The following is a 17,369-nucleotide window of genomic DNA, read 5'->3' on the forward strand; positions in this document are numbered from 1 at the left end:
ACCGCCGGAACCGTTGCCGCCAGAGCCACTGCCATCAGAACCGTTACCGCCGGAACCGTTGCCGCCAGAGCCACTGCCATCAGAACCGTTACCGCCAGAACCGTTGCCGCCAGAGCCACTGCCACCAGAACCGTTACCGCCGGAACCGTTGCCGCCAGAGCCACTGCCACCAGAACCGTTACCACCGGAACCGTTACCGCCAGAACCGTTTTCACCAGAGCCGCTGCCACCAGAACCGTTGCCGCCAGAGCCACTGCCACCAGAACCGTTACCGCCAGAACCGTTTTCACCAGAGCCGCTGCCACCAGAACCATTGCCACCAGAGCCACTATCGTCCTGAGAACCGTTATTTCCTGGAGGTTTATTATTATCCTTTGAGTTTCCTTCTGCAAAATGATCGCTATTTTGTACAATAGCGTTTGTTAATGGTTGGAAGTTTTCAGTTGCGGCATTACCGATATTTAAACCGCTAAAAAAAGATAAAGAGAGTGTTGATGCTAAAATGAAGATTTTCGTCATGGTTTTCCTCCTAAGAAATTAATATTCCATCAATACATCCCTTTGTAATATTTCTTAGGAAAAAGAGTTTTATGCAAAAAAAACTATATATAGAAAAAGGTGGTGTATTTGTCAAAGCAGAAAGGAGTTAATGTAGATTTTCTACAAATAGTAGAGGTGGAGAATTTACATTTATAACGGTAGAGGAAGTGGCAGTAGATGAAAGTGTATATAGCGTTTGATATTGGCGGTACGCAAATTAAGTATGGTATTGTTTCAGAAATAGGGAGAGTATTAAAGCATAAAACAGTTGCAACAGAAATTCATTTAGGCGGAGAACAAATTATTCAAAAACTTATATATGTATCCAAAGAAATAATGAATGAACATACTATTGCAGGAATTGGTATTAGCACTGCGGGAATTGTTGATATTAATAAAGGAATTGTGATGGGAGGTGCCGATCATATTCCGGGATATAGTACTATTCCTATTATTGATAGATTGCAAGAGATATTAAAAGTTCCAGTATCGATTGACAATGATGTGAATTGTGCAGCGTTTGGAGAAAAGTGGAATGGTAGTGGAAGAGAGAAAAAGAACTTTATTATGCTCACCATTGGAACAGGAGTTGGGGGAGCAATTTTTATAGATGGAGAATTGTACCGAGGACATTCATTTAGTGCTGGTGAATGGGGGAATATGCTAATAGAAGGAAAAACGTTTGAAGAGGTTGCTTCGATTTCAGGATTAATTCGGCTTGTAAGAAAATATAAAGGCAAAGGCGAGTGGAATGGGAAAAGAATTTTCGAGTTGTATGATAAAGGAGATCGGGAAGTTGCTCAAGCAGTTGGGATCTTCTTTAAACATTTGGCAATCGGAATTAGTAATCTTGCTTATATTTTTAATCCAGAAACGATTATTATTGGTGGAGGAATTACCGATAGAGGAAATGAGTTTTTAAAAGAAGTAAAAGAAGAAATCAGTAAATACTTAAATCAAGAGATTTATAATAATTGTGAGATTGAACTTGCACAAAACGGTAATTGTGCAGGAATGATTGGTGCTATTTACCACTTCTTACATCATCATAAGTAAATTATATGAATGTTTTCATATAACTGAGAATTTATCCTTTTTATCGCTAGGTAAATAATGCTACAATATAAGAGAAGAATACAATATTTTCCGATTTGGAAAATGCTTTGTAGAAAGGGAGAAACTTCATGCCTATTATTTTAGAAAAAGGTCAAAAGATCGATTTAACGAAAGGACAACCAAAAGTAGCAAAACTACAGGTTGGCTTAGGCTGGGATCCAATTGGGCAATCAGGTGGATTTCTGTCTTCATTATTTGGAAGTAAACCAAATGTAGATTGTGATGCATCTGTTGTTATGTTAGAAGGAGATCGTTTTTTAAACAAAAATGATTTAGTTTACTTCGGAAATAAACTTTCTACTTGTGGTAGTATTATTCATTCAGGAGATAATTTAACAGGTGAAGGCGCTGGTGATGACGAAACAATTTTCGTAGAATTACATAAAGTTCCGAGCCGTATTAATCGTTTAGTATTCGTTGTAAATATTTATGACTGTGTAAATCGTCGTCAAGATTTTGGGATGATTCGTAATGCATATATTCGTATTCAAAACCCGCAAACTGGTGAAGAATTAGCACGCTATAATTTATCGGATAATTATGCTGGCAAAACGACTCTAATTGCAGGTGAAATGTATCGTCACGGAAGTGAATGGAAGTTTTCAGCAGTTGGAGAAGGCACGCAAGATAAAAACTTAAGTGAGATTGTATCACGTTATCAATAAAATAACCGAGGAGGAATTGTATATGGCATCAATTTCATTGAAAAAGGGACAAAAGGTAGACTTAACAAAAACGAATCCAGGTCTTTCGAAAGTTCTTGTAGGACTTGGTTGGGACACGAATCGTTATGACGGACAAAACGATTTCGACTTAGATGTTAGTATTTTCTTAGTAGGTGCGAATGGTAAAGTTTCAGGAGCTGAAGATTTCGTTTTCTATAATAATCCAAAAGGTGCGAATGGTGCTGTAGAGCATTTAGGAGATAACCGCACTGGTGAAGGTGAAGGCGATGACGAAGCGATTAAAGTAGATTTGAAAAATGTTCCTGCTCACATCGAACGTATTTGTTTCACAATTACAATTTATGATGGAGAAGGCCGTAGCCAAAACTTCGGACAAGTTTCTAATTCTTTCGTACGTATTCTCGACGAAGAAAAGAATGCAGAATTAATTCGTTACGATTTAGGAGAAGATTTCTCTATTGAAACAGCCGTAGTAGTAGGTGAATTATATCGTCATGCAGGTGACTGGAAATTCAATGCAATCGGAAGTGGATTCCAAGGTGGATTAGCGTCTCTATGTAATAACTTTGGTTTAGATGTAGAGTAATAGATTTGATTTGTATATCCATCGGTGAAATGTATGTTTACTGATGGATATATTTTTAAAGATAAAAATATAGAGGTGAATATAGATGGTTATTCAATTACAAAAAGGCCAGAAAATCGATTTAGGTAAGACAAGCCCTGGTTTAACAAAAGCAGTAATTGGTCTTGGATGGGATATTAAATCTTATGACGGCGGAGCCGATTTCGATTTAGATGCATCTGCCTTTTTATTAGATGCAAACGGAAAATGTACGAAGGAAACTGATTTTATCTTCTATAATAATTTACAGTCTCCTTGTGGATCTGTTTTACATACAGGAGATAACCGTACAGGTGAAGGTGAAGGTGACGATGAGCAACTTGTTGTAGATTTGAAGAAAGTTCCAGCAGATGTGCACAGAATTGCTATTACAGTTACGATTTATGATGCGGAAGGCCGTAGTCAAAACTTTGGACAAGTAGGAAATGCGTTTGTTCGTTTAGCGAATGAAGAGACGAATGAAGAAGTTCTTCGTTTTGATTTAGGGGAAGATTTCTCCATCGAAACAGCAGTTGTCTTTTGTGAATTATACCGTCATAATGGACAGTGGAAGTTTAATGCAGTAGGAAGTGGATTCCAAGGTGGTTTAGGTGCGCTTGTAAGAGCGTATGGCTTGGATGCATAGAAAGGAAACGATATTCGTTTCCTTTTTTTGACCTTTCTATAAATCTAGCAAAGAATAGGGGATAAAGGTAAGATGAGTATTTTGCAAGGAATCCTTGATACGTATGCTCAGTTTTTCGACTTGGACATGTGGATTAAAGTGTTGCAAGATCCAGTATCTTGGGGATTAATTGGTACACTTGTTGTACTTGAAGGGTTGTTATCTGCTGATAACGCACTTGTGTTAGCAGTAATGGTAAAACACCTTCCTGAAGAGAAACGTAAAAAAGCATTATTCTATGGACTTATTGGAGCTTATATATTCCGCTTTATTGCAATTGGAATTGGAATGTTCTTAATTAAATTATGGTGGGTAAAACTTCTTGGTGCACTTTACCTTGCTTGGTTATCAGTAAAATACTTTATTGATAAGCGTAAAGGTGCAGGTGAAGAAGAGGAAGCTCATGGTATGAACCAAAACAGTATTTTCTTCAGAATGTTCGGTGTCTTCTGGGGAACAGTTGCAATGGTCGAATTAATGGATATCGCATTCTCTGTAGATAGTGTACTTGCTGCATTTGGTGTATCTAATGAAGTTTGGATTTTATTATTAGGCGGAATGCTAGGTATTTTAATGATGCGTGGTATTGCCGGTGTATTCTTGAAATTGTTAGAGCGTATTCCAGAGCTTGAAACGACAGCATACATTTTAATCTTAATTATTGCATCGAAAATGTTACTGTCTTTAATCGAGATTGAGATTAGTCATACACTATTCTTTATTATTTTAGTTGTAGCATTTGGAGCAACATTTATAATTCACTACATGAAGAATTCTGGACAAGCTAAAGAAGAAGTTGCAGCTACTAAAGAAGACAATAAATAATTGAAATGGGTTTGCTCGTTTTGTGAGCGCCCATTTTTTATAACCAAAAATAGTTTATAATAGAAGAAGGACTTAGAAAAAACGTAAATGTTTTTGGAGGTGAACTGTTGTGTTTTCACGTTTTACACTTCAACCATATGCATTAAAAGATGAATCAGATTTAAAGCAATTTGAAACGCTTTTAGAAAAACGTCCACAATATGAACTGACAGAGAATGAGATGAAATTTAGTTATATAGCATGTCGAATCCTTGGCGTTCCTAATGATGTAGATGAATATTTTAATGAACTGTTTGATTATAGTGAAGCGAAAGGAATCGAAGTTTTACACGAACAAAATTTAAACAAAGTGATTGATTCGGAAAAGCTTCGTCATATTCAAGAAGTGTTCGGATTACATCAAGAAGCACCAAATGGTCTGACAGTAAATAGGTTAGTTGCACACTTATCTGGGAAACAACTTTTACCGAAAGTAGACAATCCTGATTTACAGCATTACATACATACGACGTTTATTTCACTATTGAAATTATATGAGAAACAACATAATCAGTCGTTAAAGACAGAAGGCTTCCGTCGTTTCTTAATCGACATAATTAAACTAAGCGAAAATTACGTAGCGAAGTGGTTCTCTACAATTAACTATAAGAAACAAATGCCGCGTATCGTTTGGTATGGTGATGCACAGGAAAGCCGTATATATTTCTTATACTTTCTTATTATGCTCGGTTGTGATGTGCTTTATTATCATCCAGAAGGAAAAGATGGATTTGAGAATGTCGATGAAGAGGGAAGGACCTTTATTGTGTCTCATCCAGGCCGTATTTCTCTTGAACCATTTCCAGATCGCCGCCGCGAGCGTGTGGCAACAGTAGCGTATCAAGCTTCAAAAGAAATTGAGCAAGTACTTCACCATGATAATTCACTGCTGTACAAGCCGTGGCAATTCCGTTCCTATACGCCTGTAGCTCGTACACTAAAAACAACATATGATGAACTCTTTTTAATTACGAAAGAAAAGGCGTTTGTACGTCCGACATTCTTTGTTGAAAATAAACACATTTATATCCCTTCTTTATTTGCGAAAATATCAGGTGTTTCAAAGAATGATAAAGAGTATTTTCAACGATTAAAGGCTGTTACATCATTTGATAATAGTTTATTAATTAATACATTCCCGTTTACGAAAGAACAAAAAGCAAATTTCCAATATCATTACCGAGATGCATTAGACCGTGGGGGGAAATTACATCCTGATTTAATTATGAATAGCCATTGGTGGCCGCATAAGCGTTTACCGGAAGGTTTACAACATGGGATTGCAGAAGCGATTATCCATACGTGTGAAAGTGAAATGTGCAAACCAATTGCGAAAGAGACGAAACAAGATGTAGCGCTATATGTTTTCGCGCAACTTTCTCAAATACCACCGAATATTTTAGAACAGCTTGAGAAATTTGATTATTCACAAGATGTACCGAAAATTGTTATATTTAATAATGAGAAGAGTGGAGAGTTAACTCGTTCTGATGCTGTTTTATTACTATTTTTAAATCAAATTGGAGTAGATGTATTCCATTTCAATCCAACGGGAAGAAACGATATTGAACCGTATATTGAAGCGGGGGCATTTGATTCCCATTGGCTTGAAGAGGTTAATTTCGATCTTGAGTTTCATGGTTCATCAGCTTATAAAAATTTATCACAAACAATAAAAGGACTATTTCGTCCATTTTTATAAGGAAAGGGAGAATACTATATGAATAACCCAGTCGTACTAGATCCGAAAACAGAATTAAATGAGCAAACAGCACAAGATGTTCGCTTACAACTTAGAAAAGATGCGGATGTACAACGTATTTATAATGCGGTAGATATTAAAGATCAATTAGAATTAATTGAACTTGGAAAAGAACCTTCTATGGAAATTTCACGTTTTGCTGATCAAATTTTACATACAATGTCATTATCAAAGATAGAAGATTCTGGTGAATTATTAAAACAGCTTGGTAAAATTATGGACAGATTTGATAGCAAAGACTTTGCGGAAGAGAAAAGTGGTTTCTTCTCACGTATGTTTAAAAAAGCGGATAAAATGATAGAACAAATGTTTAGCAAGTATCAAACGATGGGCCGTGAAATTGATAAAGTATATGTGGAAATTACGAAGTACCAAGATGAGATGAAAAAATCAATTGGTACGTTAGATGGCTTGTATGAGCAAAACTTAAAATATTATTTAGACTTAGAGAAGTACGTAGTAGCAGGAGAAATGCTATTAGAGCGTTTAAATACAGAATTAGTTCCGATGTATGAAGAGCGTGTGCGTAATAATGATCAATTAGCAGGTATTGAATTAGAGTCGCTTAAAAACTCTGTTGAAATTTTAGAGCAACGTATTGATGATTTAGAAAAAGCACGTATGGTTGCGTTACTTACAGCACCACAAATTCGTATGATTCAACGTGGTAATAATAAATTAATTGGTAAAATTAATACAGCATTTATTACAACGATTCCTATTTTTAAAAATGGTATCATTCAAGCGGTAAATGCGAAGCGTCAAAAGCTTGTTGCAGATTCTATGGCTGAACTGGATCGCCGTACAAATGAATTACTTAAGAAAAATGCACAAAATATCGCAACGCAAAGTGTAGAAGTAGCAAGATTATCAGGTTCTTCTAGTATTAAGATGGAAACGCTTGAGGAAACTTGGAACATTATTTCAAGAGGTATGCAAGAAACACAACAAATTGAAGAGCAAAACAAACGTGAGCGTGAAGAAAGCCGCAAACGTATGGCTACATTAACTGAGAACATTAAAAAAGAATTACAAGGGTAAATGAAAAGGCAATGAGGACTATTCCTCATTGCCTTTTAGTTTCTCTTCACTAATTTAATAATCTCATTCACAACAAGTGGAATGATACTTAATAAGAGAACAAATCCCCAATCTCGCATCGTTAATGCATGTACACCGAATATATTTGCAAGAGGTGGGATAGAGATGATACAAACTTGCATTAAAATACCGATAAGAAGAGAGAAGACTAAATATTTATTTGTAAATACCCCAATTGAAAAAATGGATTTCGTTCTTGAACGCAAGTTAAATGAATGAACGAGCTGAGAAAAACTAAGAACGACAAATGCCATCGTTTGAGCGTGTAATAGAGCATCTTCATCAATTCGCTCTGGGAAAAGAGGGAATAAATTTGTATCTCCAGTATAGAATTTTGCTCCGGCGATAAAAGCTATTAGCGTTAAAAGTCCAATGATAACTCCATTGAAAATCAGGAAAGGAACGCTGCCACTAAATAAGCTTTCTTTCGCATGTCGTGGTTTTTCCTTCATCACATCTGGATCTTCAGGATCAACCCCAAGTGATAATGCAGGCAGTGTATCTGTAATTAAATTCACCCACAAAATATGAATAGGTCGTAGTGGTGTTGCCCAGCCGAGTAAAATCGCTAAAAATAAAGCGATAATTTCTCCGAAGTTACAAGAGAGTAGAAAGAGAATTGATTTTTTTATGTTACGATAAATATTTCTACCTTCTTCAACGGCTTTCACAATAGATGAGAAATTATCATCTGTTAACACGACATCTGCTGCCCCTTTTGCAACGTCTGTTCCTGTAATGCCCATCGCTACGCCAACATCTGCTTGTTTTAAAGATGGAGCGTCATTGACGCCATCACCAGTCATAGAAACGATATTTCCTTTCGCGCGTAATGCCTTTACAATTTTCACTTTATGCTCTGGAGAGACCCTCGCGAATACATTCAAGTGATTAATTTTGCTTGCTAGCTCTGTATCTGAAATGTTATCTAATTCAGTTCCAATCATAATTTCAGATATTTCTTCAGCAATACCAAGTTCTTTGGCAATCGCAAAGGCGGTATCTTTATGATCTCCAGTAATCATAACTGTGCGAATACCGGCTTTTTTACATTCTGTAATGGAATCTTTTACTTCAGTTCGCGGTGGATCAATCATACCGACAAGACCAATAAAGATGAGGTTTTCTTCGAGATGATCTATATCCACATTGCTTGAATTGTATTGTTTAAATGCGAATGAAAGCACTCTTAAAGCTTCTCGAGACATTGCCCCAGCAGCTTCTAATATTTGATTTTTATCAGCCTCTGTTAGATCCTCTATTTTACCGTTTTTAAATATGTGGGTACATCTAGGTAAGAGCTTATCGATAGCGCCTTTCGTCATGCTATAGTAGCTTTCATCGTATGTATGCACGGTTGACATCATTTTACGATCTGAATCGAAAGGTACTTCGTTAACACGTTCATGTATTTTTTCTAAATAATCTTTTTGCATGTTAAAAGTGGTTCCAGCAATGAGAAGTGCAATTTCAGTCGGGTCTCCCGTTTTTGATTCTTTATTATAAGACGCATCATTACATAGCACCATATTTTCTAACAATAGACGTTGCGCATCATTATTTACATTTAAACTTTCTAAGCGATCGTATGTGTTATCACTATAAAAGTGAGTAACGGTCATTTTATTTTGCGTTAACGTACCTGTTTTATCTGAACAAATAATTGTGACAGAACCGAGGGCTTCAACAGCTGGTAGTTTGCGAATGATAACGTTTTGTTTAATCATACGTTGCACACCAATTGCAAGAACGATGGAAACGATAGCTGGCAAGCCTTCTGGAATAGCTGCAACGGCTAAACTAATAGCAGTCATAAACATTTCTAACGTATCCCGGCCTTGTAAAAAACCGATGAGGAACATAATGATACAAATAGCTACAGCGACAAAGCCTAAATATTTTCCGACTTGTGCTAAGCTTTTTTGAAGTGGTGTCATATCATCGTCTGCTTCATGTAAAAGGGTAGCAATCTTACCAATTTGTGAGTTCATTCCAGTTTCAACAGCAACACCGACGCCTCTTCCGTATGTTACAAGAGTAGACATAAAGGCCATGTTTTTTTGATCGCCGAGTGGTACTTGTTCATCACTTTGCATGGAAGGGTGGTAGATTGCCTCTTTATCAACAGGGACAGATTCACCAGTTAGAGCAGATTCTTCAACTTTTAAATTTGCGGTTTCAATAAGGCGTAAATCGCATGGGATATATCGTCCGGCATCGAGCATAACGATATCCCCTGGAACTACGTGTTCAGATGGAATTTCTTTTAGTTCACCATGTCTCTTGACGATAGCTTTAGGTGTTGCCATCTTTTTTAGTGCCTCTAAAGCTTGTTCTGCTTTAGATTCTTGGACAACACCGATAACAGCATTTAAAACTACAACAAGCGCGATAATACTGGCATCCGCCCATTCACCTACAAAGGCAGAAATAAGGGCAGCAATAATAAGGACATATACGAGGACGTCATTAATTTGGGCGAAAATACGCTGCCATAAAGTGCGTTTTTGTTTTGTAGCTAATTCATTAGAACCGTATTGCTTTAAACGTTCACTTACAATTTCATCTGTTAAACCGTGTTGTTCGTTTGTTTCTAGGTCAATTAATGTTTGATCTTTCGTCTTACTGTACCAATTGCTCATAAGTAAGCACCTCCAGTAAAAACAGTTAGCAATGGTAGTGTTGCTATTATTTGTGAGTAGTATGTATGGAGAAAAAATCTAAGATGAGGTTCTACTTCTATTGTACAATATTTTACAGTTGGTTGAGGGAAAGAGATGAGTTGTCATGAATTTGTTGGAAATAAAAAAGAGCCTCATATAAGAGAGGCTTTTTTACTTTTTAATTAATGTACCTAATTCTTCTGTAATAGCTTGCATTTCACTAATGCTGAATGTTTCACGTTTCATAACATGCTCATAAATGTCACGTAAATCTTCGTACATTTCTTCGTTAAAACTAGCAGCTCTCATCGCTCCAGCATTAACCATACGTAATTTTTCTTTAATAGCTTCGACCATATATTCAACGTTTTCTTCTGACTTTACGGATAAATCCACCGAAGTGTCCCCCTTTAAAATAACATAAGGCTATCTTAACATTTTTTATCATTTTCGTTAATGAATCTTTTCAATCCCATTAAATTAGTAGGGATTTCCTTTATATTTAATAATTGGTTGTTTATACTATAAGTATATATTAAGAAATGCACCAAGAAGGGAAGAAACAAAAGTATGGTTCAAGTATTGTTTGTTTGTCTTGGGAACATTTGCCGTTCTCCGATGGCAGAAGCGATTTTTCGAAATCTTGTCGTAAAAGAGGGACTTGAAGAGAAAATTGTCATTGATTCTGCAGGAACTGGAGATTGGCATGTTGGCCATCCGCCACATAAAGGAACACAAAAAATTTTAAAAGAAAATGCAGTCACTTTTGAAGGAATTAAAGCAAGGCAAGTAGAAAAAGAAGACTTAACAAAGTTTGATTATATTATTGCCATGGACAACAAGAATATAGCAGATTTAAAAAGTTTAGGTAAAACTGGAGGCTATATTGGTAGGCTGTCCGACTTTGTTCCAGACGGTGGCTGGACAGACGTTCCTGACCCTTACTATACAGGGAATTTCCAAGAAGTATATGACCTTGTAACAGAAGGGTGTGCAAAGCTATTAGCTTTCATTCGAAATGAACAAGGAATATGAGGAAGCTTAGAAAGAAATACTTTCTAACATAAGAAATGAAAGGGTGAAGGAATATGGCAAAGAAAAATAATATTGCTCGAAACATTGCGATTGGTGTAGCGGCAGGTGTAGCTGTATCCATGTTAAAGAAAGAAAACCGTGAAAAAGTAAAAAATACAGCAGAAAAAGCAAAAACAAAGATGATTGAAATTGGTGAAAATGCAAAGATCAAAGAAAAAGTGCAAACTGTTACAGATAAAGGACGCGAACTTGCTGATTTCAATGTGGTAAAAGCGAAAGTAGCAGAAATTAAAAAATTAACGCCATCTGTTGTAGAGACGTTAAAAGAAACGAAAGAAATTTTTAGTAAGAAAAAAGTTGAGCCAGAAGAAAAGCCAGAAACGATTGAAATTCAAGCTGTATCTCCAAAGGTAGATGAGCTGAAAGCAGAAGAAGAGCCAGTAGTTGCTGAAGATGGTGGTATGAAAGAAGCGCGTGAATTATTTATGAAAGACTCAAATGCAGTGGAAAAAAAAACTGAAGCGTACATTGAGTTAAAGCAAGATAAAGAAGAGAAGAAAAGCGTTTAAACATATATGAGAAAAATTTTAGAAAAGGTGAGAAGAAATCGTACTTATTCGTTTGGTAAAGATTTATATGACCGGACGATGCGCGATGATGTAGCGGGCTTGGCAGCACAGCTCGCTTATTTCTTCTTGCTTGCAATTTTTCCTGGGCTCGTTTTCTTAATTACGCTTCTTGGATTTATTCCCATTCAAACAGAGGATGTGCTTAGTTTATTAGAGGTTTATGTACCAGATGATGCAATGAACTTAATTGAGGTAAATGTAGATAAAGTTGTAAACCAGCAAAATGGTGGTTTATTATCATTTGGTTTATTATCCATGTTATGGTTTGCCTCAAATGGTGTTAATGCGGTTATGAATGCTTTTAACCGCGCTTATGACGTGAAGGAAACACGTTCTTTTATTACAACAAGAGCGTTATCAATTGTGTTTACATTAGCCATTATTTTTATGATTGTCTTTGCGTTAATTGTTCCGGTATTCGGACAAGTTATTGGAGCAGCAGTGTTTAAAGCACTCGGTTTATCAGATAGTTTTTCTTTCGTGTGGAGCATTACACGATTAGTAGCGAGTTTCTTCGTGCTATTTGCTTTGTTTAGTTTCTTATATACATTTGCCCCAGATCGAAAGTTAAAAAGAAGAGAAGTTATTTCAGGGGCGTTATTTGCTACTGTAGGATGGATTGTGGTATCGTACTCATTTGCTTATTATGTAGATAAGTTTGCGAATTACGCCAATACATATGGTGGTCTCGGTGGTATCATTATTTTAATGTTATGGTTTTACTTAACTGGATGGGTAATTTTACTTGGCGGTGAAATTAATGGTTTACTCCACCATTATAGAACCGGTGACAATAATTCCCGTAATGAATAATGAGCTCTTGTTCCATAATAAAAAGGAACAGGGGGGATATTTCATGAGTAATAATAAAAAGAACCATAACAATAAAAGTAATAATAAACAAAAGAGCAGTTCGCATCCAAAGCATAAAACGAGTAGCAGTGCGAACGGTCATAATAGCTATCATTAAAAAAAACGGGTCCTCTATGAGGGACCCGTTTTATTTGCTGCCTTTTAATAATCGTAAGCCATTCAAAATGACAAGAATCGTACTTCCCTCATGGCCAATAACACCGAATGGAAGAGCTAAAAATTGCAAGAAGTTTGAACAAATTAGCATGGCAATAACGGCTAGCGAAAAGATTACGTTTTGCTTCACAATACGGTTCATTCGTTTTGATAAACGAATTGCTTGGGAAAGACGAGATAGTTCGTTCTTCATCAGTACAACATCCGCAGTTTCTAAAGCTACATCTGTTCCTTCTCCCATTGCGACACCAATGCTAGCAGTAGCTAGTGCAGGTGCATCATTTATACCGTCTCCGACCATTGCTACTGTACCGTATTTTTCTTTTAACTTTTTAATCGTTTCAACTTTTGTTTCTGGTAAACATGATGCGTAATATTCCTTTATATTACTTTCAGAGGCAATTGCTTTTGCCGTTTCTTCATTATCTCCAGTAATCATAATTGCTTCGACACCAATGCTTTGTAATTCACGAATAGCAGCTATTGTTTCTTGGCGAAGCGTATCTTTTAAAGCGATAAGTCCAAGAATGCCTCCCTCATCACTAATATAAACGACAGTTTTACCTTCCTTTTCAAGTGAGGCAGAAATACCATTATGAAATGTTTTTGTTTCTTCACCGATAAAATCAGCTTTACCTATTTTATAAGCGTTGTTTTCGAATATTCCTTTTAGCCCAAAACCAGTTACATCTTCAACCTTTTCAGGTTTTTTTAATGTAATGTCGTACGCATGTTGTGCATATTTAACAATAGATTCAGCCAAAGGATGTGTAGAGTGACTTTCAATGGATGCTGTAATAGAAAGTACTTCTTTTTCTGTTATATTTTCTCGAACATATACATCTGTTACGGTAGGTTTACCTTCCGTTAATGTACCTGTTTTATCAAAGGCGATTGCTCTTACTGAAGCGAGGCGTTCTAAATGTATGCCACCTTTAAAGAGAATTCCATTTCTTGCTCCGTTAGAAATTGCAGATAACGTTGCTGGTGTAATGGCAGCAACGAGTGCACAAGGAGATGCGACTACAAGTAAGATCATAGCGCGATAAAACGTTTCATTCCAGCTCCAGTCAAGTAAGAAATGAGGAACGAACATCATAAGCGCAACAACGAGTAGTACACCTTTTACGTATGTTCCTTCAAACTTTTCGATGAATAGTTGTGATGGTGATTTTTCACTTTGTGCACTTTGGACGAGACGGATAATCTTTTGGAATAATGTTTGATCGCTCGGCTTCGTAATTTTAATTTCGATAGCACCACGTAAATTTACAGTACCTGCAAATACTTCATCGCCATGTCTTTTCTCATTTGGAATAGGTTCTCCCGTGATTGCTGCTTCATCGATATTTGTTTCACCGTTATGAATCGTACCGTCAGCAGGAACACGTTCACCTGGTTTAATTAAAATAATGTCGTTAATTTGTAACTCTCCAACAGGAACACGTTCCTCAGTTCCGTTGGAAATGCGTAATGCTTCTTCGGGTTGTAAGTCAAGAAGAGCGGAAATTTCTTTTTGGCTCTTACTTAATGTATAAGATTCCATAGCACCGCTGAGCGCGAAGATAAAGATTAAGATAGCCCCTTCTGCCCAGTAGCCAATAATTGCAGCACCAATAGCTGCAAAGAGCATTAGCATTTCAACATTTAGCTCTTTTTCTTCAATTGTATCTTCAATGCCTTCTTTCGCTTTTGCATATCCACCAACTATATAAGCAAGGATATAGCAAGTAATACCTACATTCATTACATCGTTCTTTGTGAATAACCAGCCAACTAAAATAAAAATACCAGATGCTACTGCAAATACAAGTTCATAATGTTTTTTTAATGTGTCCCATAAAGAGGGATGGGAAATTGTTTCTTTTGACTGTAACGTTTTTACTTCTGAGTTCATTACTACCCGCTCCTTCCGCATTCTTATTGAGAAAAATAATCAAAATCGAAACCCCTATAAAACGACGAAAGCTGCCATCCATAATGGATAGCAGCATTTCTGTTGAATCTGTTTTTAATAGTTCTTATGTTGTAATTATTCTATATTATATCATATGTTTTTATGAGATGGTACGGTTTTGTTTCAAGTATAAACGGAAAACTTGTGTTTTCGCAACTCCTCTGGTATATATGAATATTGTTCATAAAAAGGTCGGAAAGGAAGACAACAAGTGAAGACAGAGAAAATTTTTACCCATCCGATTGGCGTATTTATTGCTGCAATAGTAGCAACTTTTTTATGGGGAAGCGCATTTCCTTTTATTAAATTAAGTTATGTTGAACTTGGAATTCAACCACAAGAAGTTGGAGAGCAAATATTATTTGCCGGTTATCGTTTCTTTTTATCTGGATTCATGCTCTTATTATTCTTTAAATTGTTAGGAAAAGATATGAGCTTCAAAAAAGGAACGGGGAAACAGTTAATACAAATTGGTTTATTCCAAACGTTTCTTCAATATATCTGTTTTTATATTGGAATGAGTTATAGTTCGGGAATTGAAGGAGCTATCATTTCAGGGACATCATCATTCTTTCAAATTTTACTCGCCCATTTTTTATATAAAGATGATGCCCTCAATATGAGAAAAATAATTGGCGTATCGATTGGCTTTTGTGGCGTCGTTTTAGTAAATATGCCGAGTGATGGTAGCTTATCATTTCATTTTGGAATCGGAAGCTTATTACTTCTTAGTGCAGCAATGCTGTATTCATATGGAAACATATTAGCAAAAGAAGGTAGTAAAACATTAGATATTGGTTATATGACAGCATACCAAATGATTTTTGGTTCTATAGGATTATTATGTATAGGGGCTTTACAAGTTGGAGTCATGCCATTTACATTTAGTCTACATGCACTACTTATGCTAATTTATTTATCTTTCTTATCTGCAGCTGGTTTTTACATTTGGAATACAATTATGAAGTATAACAAGGTTGGAAAAGTATCTATGTATATGTTCTTTATACCCGTATTTGGTGTGTTATTATCGAGCATGATTTTAGGTGAAGCAATTCATTCATTTGTGCTACTCGGTTTAGCATGTGTAGCCGCGGGAATTATTGTAGTAAATCGGACGCCAGCTAAGCAAAAAATAGAGCAAGAAAAACAAGTAGCATAGAAAGCAGAAAAGCGATTACAATGGAAGAACAGTACTGTTCTTCTTTTTTTATAGAAAAAGGATAATAGACTAAGTGTAACGAAAAAAGATACAAAAAGCATTTATTGAGGAGAAAATATTATGAATCTACTTTACGTGGTGTTAATTGGGCAAATATTTCTTTTTTTATTGGTGCAATTTATGCAATGGGGCAGACAAAAAGAACGAAAGATAATATGCCGTTACCTTTAGCAATTCGTCTTATTCTTAGTTTTTCTTTAACAGGTAGTGCAATTTGCATATGGTTACAAGATCCATCTGTAGAGTATAGTACGTGGGTTGCACTTGGTATGACTTTATCGACTGTGGGAGATTTGTTTATGGCTGGGCTGATTCCAATTGGTCATCGATTAATTGGAGGGATGGTTACTTTCGCTCTTGCTCATTGTTTTTATGTAAAAGCATTTTTGCAAACAGGAATTTCATGGAATGGTTTTTGGGTTGGCTTACTCGTATATGGGCTCTTTCTAATTGTAGGATGGTTCTTCTTTATCCGAAATGATAAGCAGGATAAGTTGTTTACGATAGGAGCTCTAATTTACGGATTGTGGGTTGGAGGAATGGCTTGCTTTGCATTCGCCTTATATTATGAAAATACAGGGATATGGTGGATACCAGCGTTTGGTGGCTTACTGTTTGTAATTTCTGATTTCATTATTGGCGTGACAGATATCGGAGGGCGTAAATTAAAGTATGAGCCACTTTGGATTTGGTTTACATATGTAGCTGCTCAAATGTGTATTATATATGTGGGATTATAAAAAGATACTCTCAAAAATAGTGGATAGACTATTTTGAGAGTATCTTTTTTGCTTGTTAATTTGATCAGTATTTTTATTTTTAAATTTCTAATATTATAATTTTATAATTCAGAATTTTGTAGAAAATCATCAGTCGTATTATTTATAATAAAAGTAAAAAGATGATGAGTTGGTGAAATGATGCAAAAGAAAAAACGTTGGCGTGAATTCTTTGGAACTATTGCAATTGCATGTTTATTGGTGTTTTTGGCGAAAATTTTTGTGTTTTTTCCGACGACTGTAAAAGGAGCATCTATGAGGCCAACGTTGCAAGATGGAGATAAGGTGATTGTTAATAAGTTAGCAAAACAATTTGAAAGCTATGGGAGAGAAGATATTATTGTTGTGAAAACAGATAATTTTTATGTCAAAAGAGTGATTGGATTGCCTGGAGATATAATTGAGATGAGAAATGATCAATTATATGTAAATTCTGAAGTGAAAGATGAAGAGTATTTGGATAGTAATAAAAAACAAGCAGAAAAAAAACTTATGAATTTAACAGAGGACTTTGGACCGATTACAGTTCCTGAAAATAAGATTTTTGTTATGGGAGATAATCGCTTAATAAGTAAAGATAGTAGAAATGGTTTAGGTTTTATTGATAGAGAAGATGTGTTAGGAAAGTTAGCAGGCATTTATTATCCGTTTGAACATATGAAAATAATAAAGTAAAAAAAACCAAGACAAATTTAAG

15 protein-coding genes and 2 pseudogenes are annotated in these 17,369 nt (G+C 35.9%); 13 read left to right on the top strand and 4 right to left on the bottom strand.

Annotation, left to right across the window (positions count from 1 at the left end; translation table 11 throughout):
- Positions 1–519: pseudogene (locus HMPREF1014_RS32320) on the bottom strand (cell wall anchor protein); the annotation flags it as partial.
- 198 nt (positions 520–717) lie between these two features.
- On the opposite strand from HMPREF1014_RS32320, the gene HMPREF1014_RS25270 reads away from it, so the two are divergent.
- The 7 genes from HMPREF1014_RS25270 (at position 718) to HMPREF1014_RS25300 (ending at position 7,298) form a co-directional block, all read left to right on the top strand.
- The gene (locus HMPREF1014_RS25270) at positions 718–1,596 is read left to right on the top strand and encodes an ROK family protein (RefSeq protein WP_000870141.1); all 879 of its coding nucleotides are present in this window, start codon (positions 718–720) and stop codon (positions 1,594–1,596) included.
- A gap of 128 nt (positions 1,597–1,724) precedes the next feature.
- Positions 1,725–2,321 carry a TerD family protein gene (locus HMPREF1014_RS25275; RefSeq protein ID WP_001121586.1) on the top strand — a complete coding sequence of 199 codons (597 nt, stop codon included), beginning with the start codon at positions 1,725–1,727 and terminating at the stop codon, positions 2,319–2,321.
- A 22-nt stretch (positions 2,322–2,343) separates the two neighbouring features.
- The gene (locus HMPREF1014_RS25280) at positions 2,344–2,928 is read left to right on the top strand and encodes a TerD family protein (RefSeq protein ID WP_000146726.1); all 585 of its coding nucleotides are present in this window, start codon (positions 2,344–2,346) and stop codon (positions 2,926–2,928) included.
- An 85-nt stretch (positions 2,929–3,013) separates the two neighbouring features.
- Positions 3,014–3,592, top strand: coding sequence for a TerD family protein (locus tag HMPREF1014_RS25285; RefSeq protein ID WP_000236642.1), 579 nt, complete (start codon positions 3,014–3,016; stop codon positions 3,590–3,592).
- Between the two features lie 72 nt (positions 3,593–3,664).
- Positions 3,665–4,456 (top strand): TerC family protein, encoded by a 792-nt coding sequence (locus tag HMPREF1014_RS25290; RefSeq protein ID WP_000025688.1) that lies wholly within the window; start codon positions 3,665–3,667, stop codon positions 4,454–4,456.
- Between the two features lie 109 nt (positions 4,457–4,565).
- Positions 4,566–6,197, top strand: coding sequence for a YceG family protein (locus tag HMPREF1014_RS25295; protein ID WP_000492867.1), 1,632 nt, complete (start codon positions 4,566–4,568; stop codon positions 6,195–6,197).
- 18 nt (positions 6,198–6,215) lie between these two features.
- Positions 6,216–7,298: a toxic anion resistance protein gene (locus HMPREF1014_RS25300; RefSeq protein WP_001064406.1), complete on the top strand. Its 1,083-nt coding sequence runs from the start codon at positions 6,216–6,218 to the stop codon at positions 7,296–7,298.
- Between the two features lie 35 nt (positions 7,299–7,333).
- Here the strand turns inward: HMPREF1014_RS25300 and HMPREF1014_RS25305 are convergent, their stop codons facing one another.
- Positions 7,334–10,000, bottom strand: a complete 2,667-nt coding sequence (locus HMPREF1014_RS25305) for a cation-translocating P-type ATPase (protein ID WP_000073693.1) — start codon at positions 9,998–10,000, stop codon at positions 7,334–7,336.
- 192 nt (positions 10,001–10,192) lie between these two features.
- Positions 10,193–10,417 carry a DUF1128 domain-containing protein gene (locus tag HMPREF1014_RS25310; RefSeq protein ID WP_000366197.1) on the bottom strand — a complete coding sequence of 75 codons (225 nt, stop codon included), beginning with the start codon at positions 10,415–10,417 and terminating at the stop codon, positions 10,193–10,195.
- Between the two features lie 174 nt (positions 10,418–10,591).
- Between HMPREF1014_RS25310 and HMPREF1014_RS25315 the strand changes: the two genes are divergently transcribed.
- Genes HMPREF1014_RS25315 through HMPREF1014_RS25325 form a run of 3 tightly spaced genes read left to right on the top strand, consistent with a single transcriptional unit; the run spans position 10,592 to position 12,498 of the window.
- Positions 10,592–11,056 carry a low molecular weight protein-tyrosine-phosphatase gene (locus HMPREF1014_RS25315; RefSeq protein ID WP_000250916.1) on the top strand — a complete coding sequence of 155 codons (465 nt, stop codon included), beginning with the start codon at positions 10,592–10,594 and terminating at the stop codon, positions 11,054–11,056.
- Positions 11,057–11,109: 53 nt separating this feature from the next.
- On the top strand, positions 11,110–11,625 hold the full coding sequence (locus HMPREF1014_RS25320; protein ID WP_001085388.1) for a DUF4075 domain-containing protein: 516 nt from the start codon (positions 11,110–11,112) through the stop codon (positions 11,623–11,625).
- Positions 11,626–11,631: 6 nt separating this feature from the next.
- Entirely contained in the window at positions 11,632–12,498 is an 867-nt protein-coding gene (locus HMPREF1014_RS25325; RefSeq protein WP_001226536.1) for a YihY/virulence factor BrkB family protein, read from the top strand.
- 187 nt (positions 12,499–12,685) lie between these two features.
- Here HMPREF1014_RS25325 and HMPREF1014_RS25330 read toward each other — a convergent pair whose 3' ends face one another.
- Complete coding sequence (locus HMPREF1014_RS25330) at positions 12,686–14,611, bottom strand: heavy metal translocating P-type ATPase (protein ID WP_001083772.1); 1,926 nt, start codon at positions 14,609–14,611, stop codon at positions 12,686–12,688.
- A 271-nt stretch (positions 14,612–14,882) separates the two neighbouring features.
- Between HMPREF1014_RS25330 and HMPREF1014_RS25335 the strand changes: the two genes are divergently transcribed.
- The 3 genes and pseudogenes from HMPREF1014_RS25335 (at position 14,883) to lepB (ending at position 17,347) form a co-directional block, all read left to right on the top strand.
- Positions 14,883–15,833, top strand: a complete 951-nt coding sequence (locus HMPREF1014_RS25335; protein ID WP_000845726.1) for a DMT family transporter — start codon at positions 14,883–14,885, stop codon at positions 15,831–15,833.
- 120 nt (positions 15,834–15,953) lie between these two features.
- Positions 15,954–16,633: pseudogene (locus HMPREF1014_RS25340) on the top strand (lysoplasmalogenase).
- A gap of 177 nt (positions 16,634–16,810) precedes the next feature.
- Complete coding sequence (lepB, locus tag HMPREF1014_RS25345) at positions 16,811–17,347, top strand: signal peptidase I (protein ID WP_000983307.1); 537 nt, start codon at positions 16,811–16,813, stop codon at positions 17,345–17,347.
- Positions 17,348–17,369: the final 22 nt, after the last annotated feature.

It is taken from the genome of Bacillus sp. 7_6_55CFAA_CT2 (genome assembly GCF_000238655.1).
GTDB lineage: Bacteria > Bacillota > Bacilli > Bacillales > Bacillaceae_G > Bacillus_A > Bacillus_A cereus.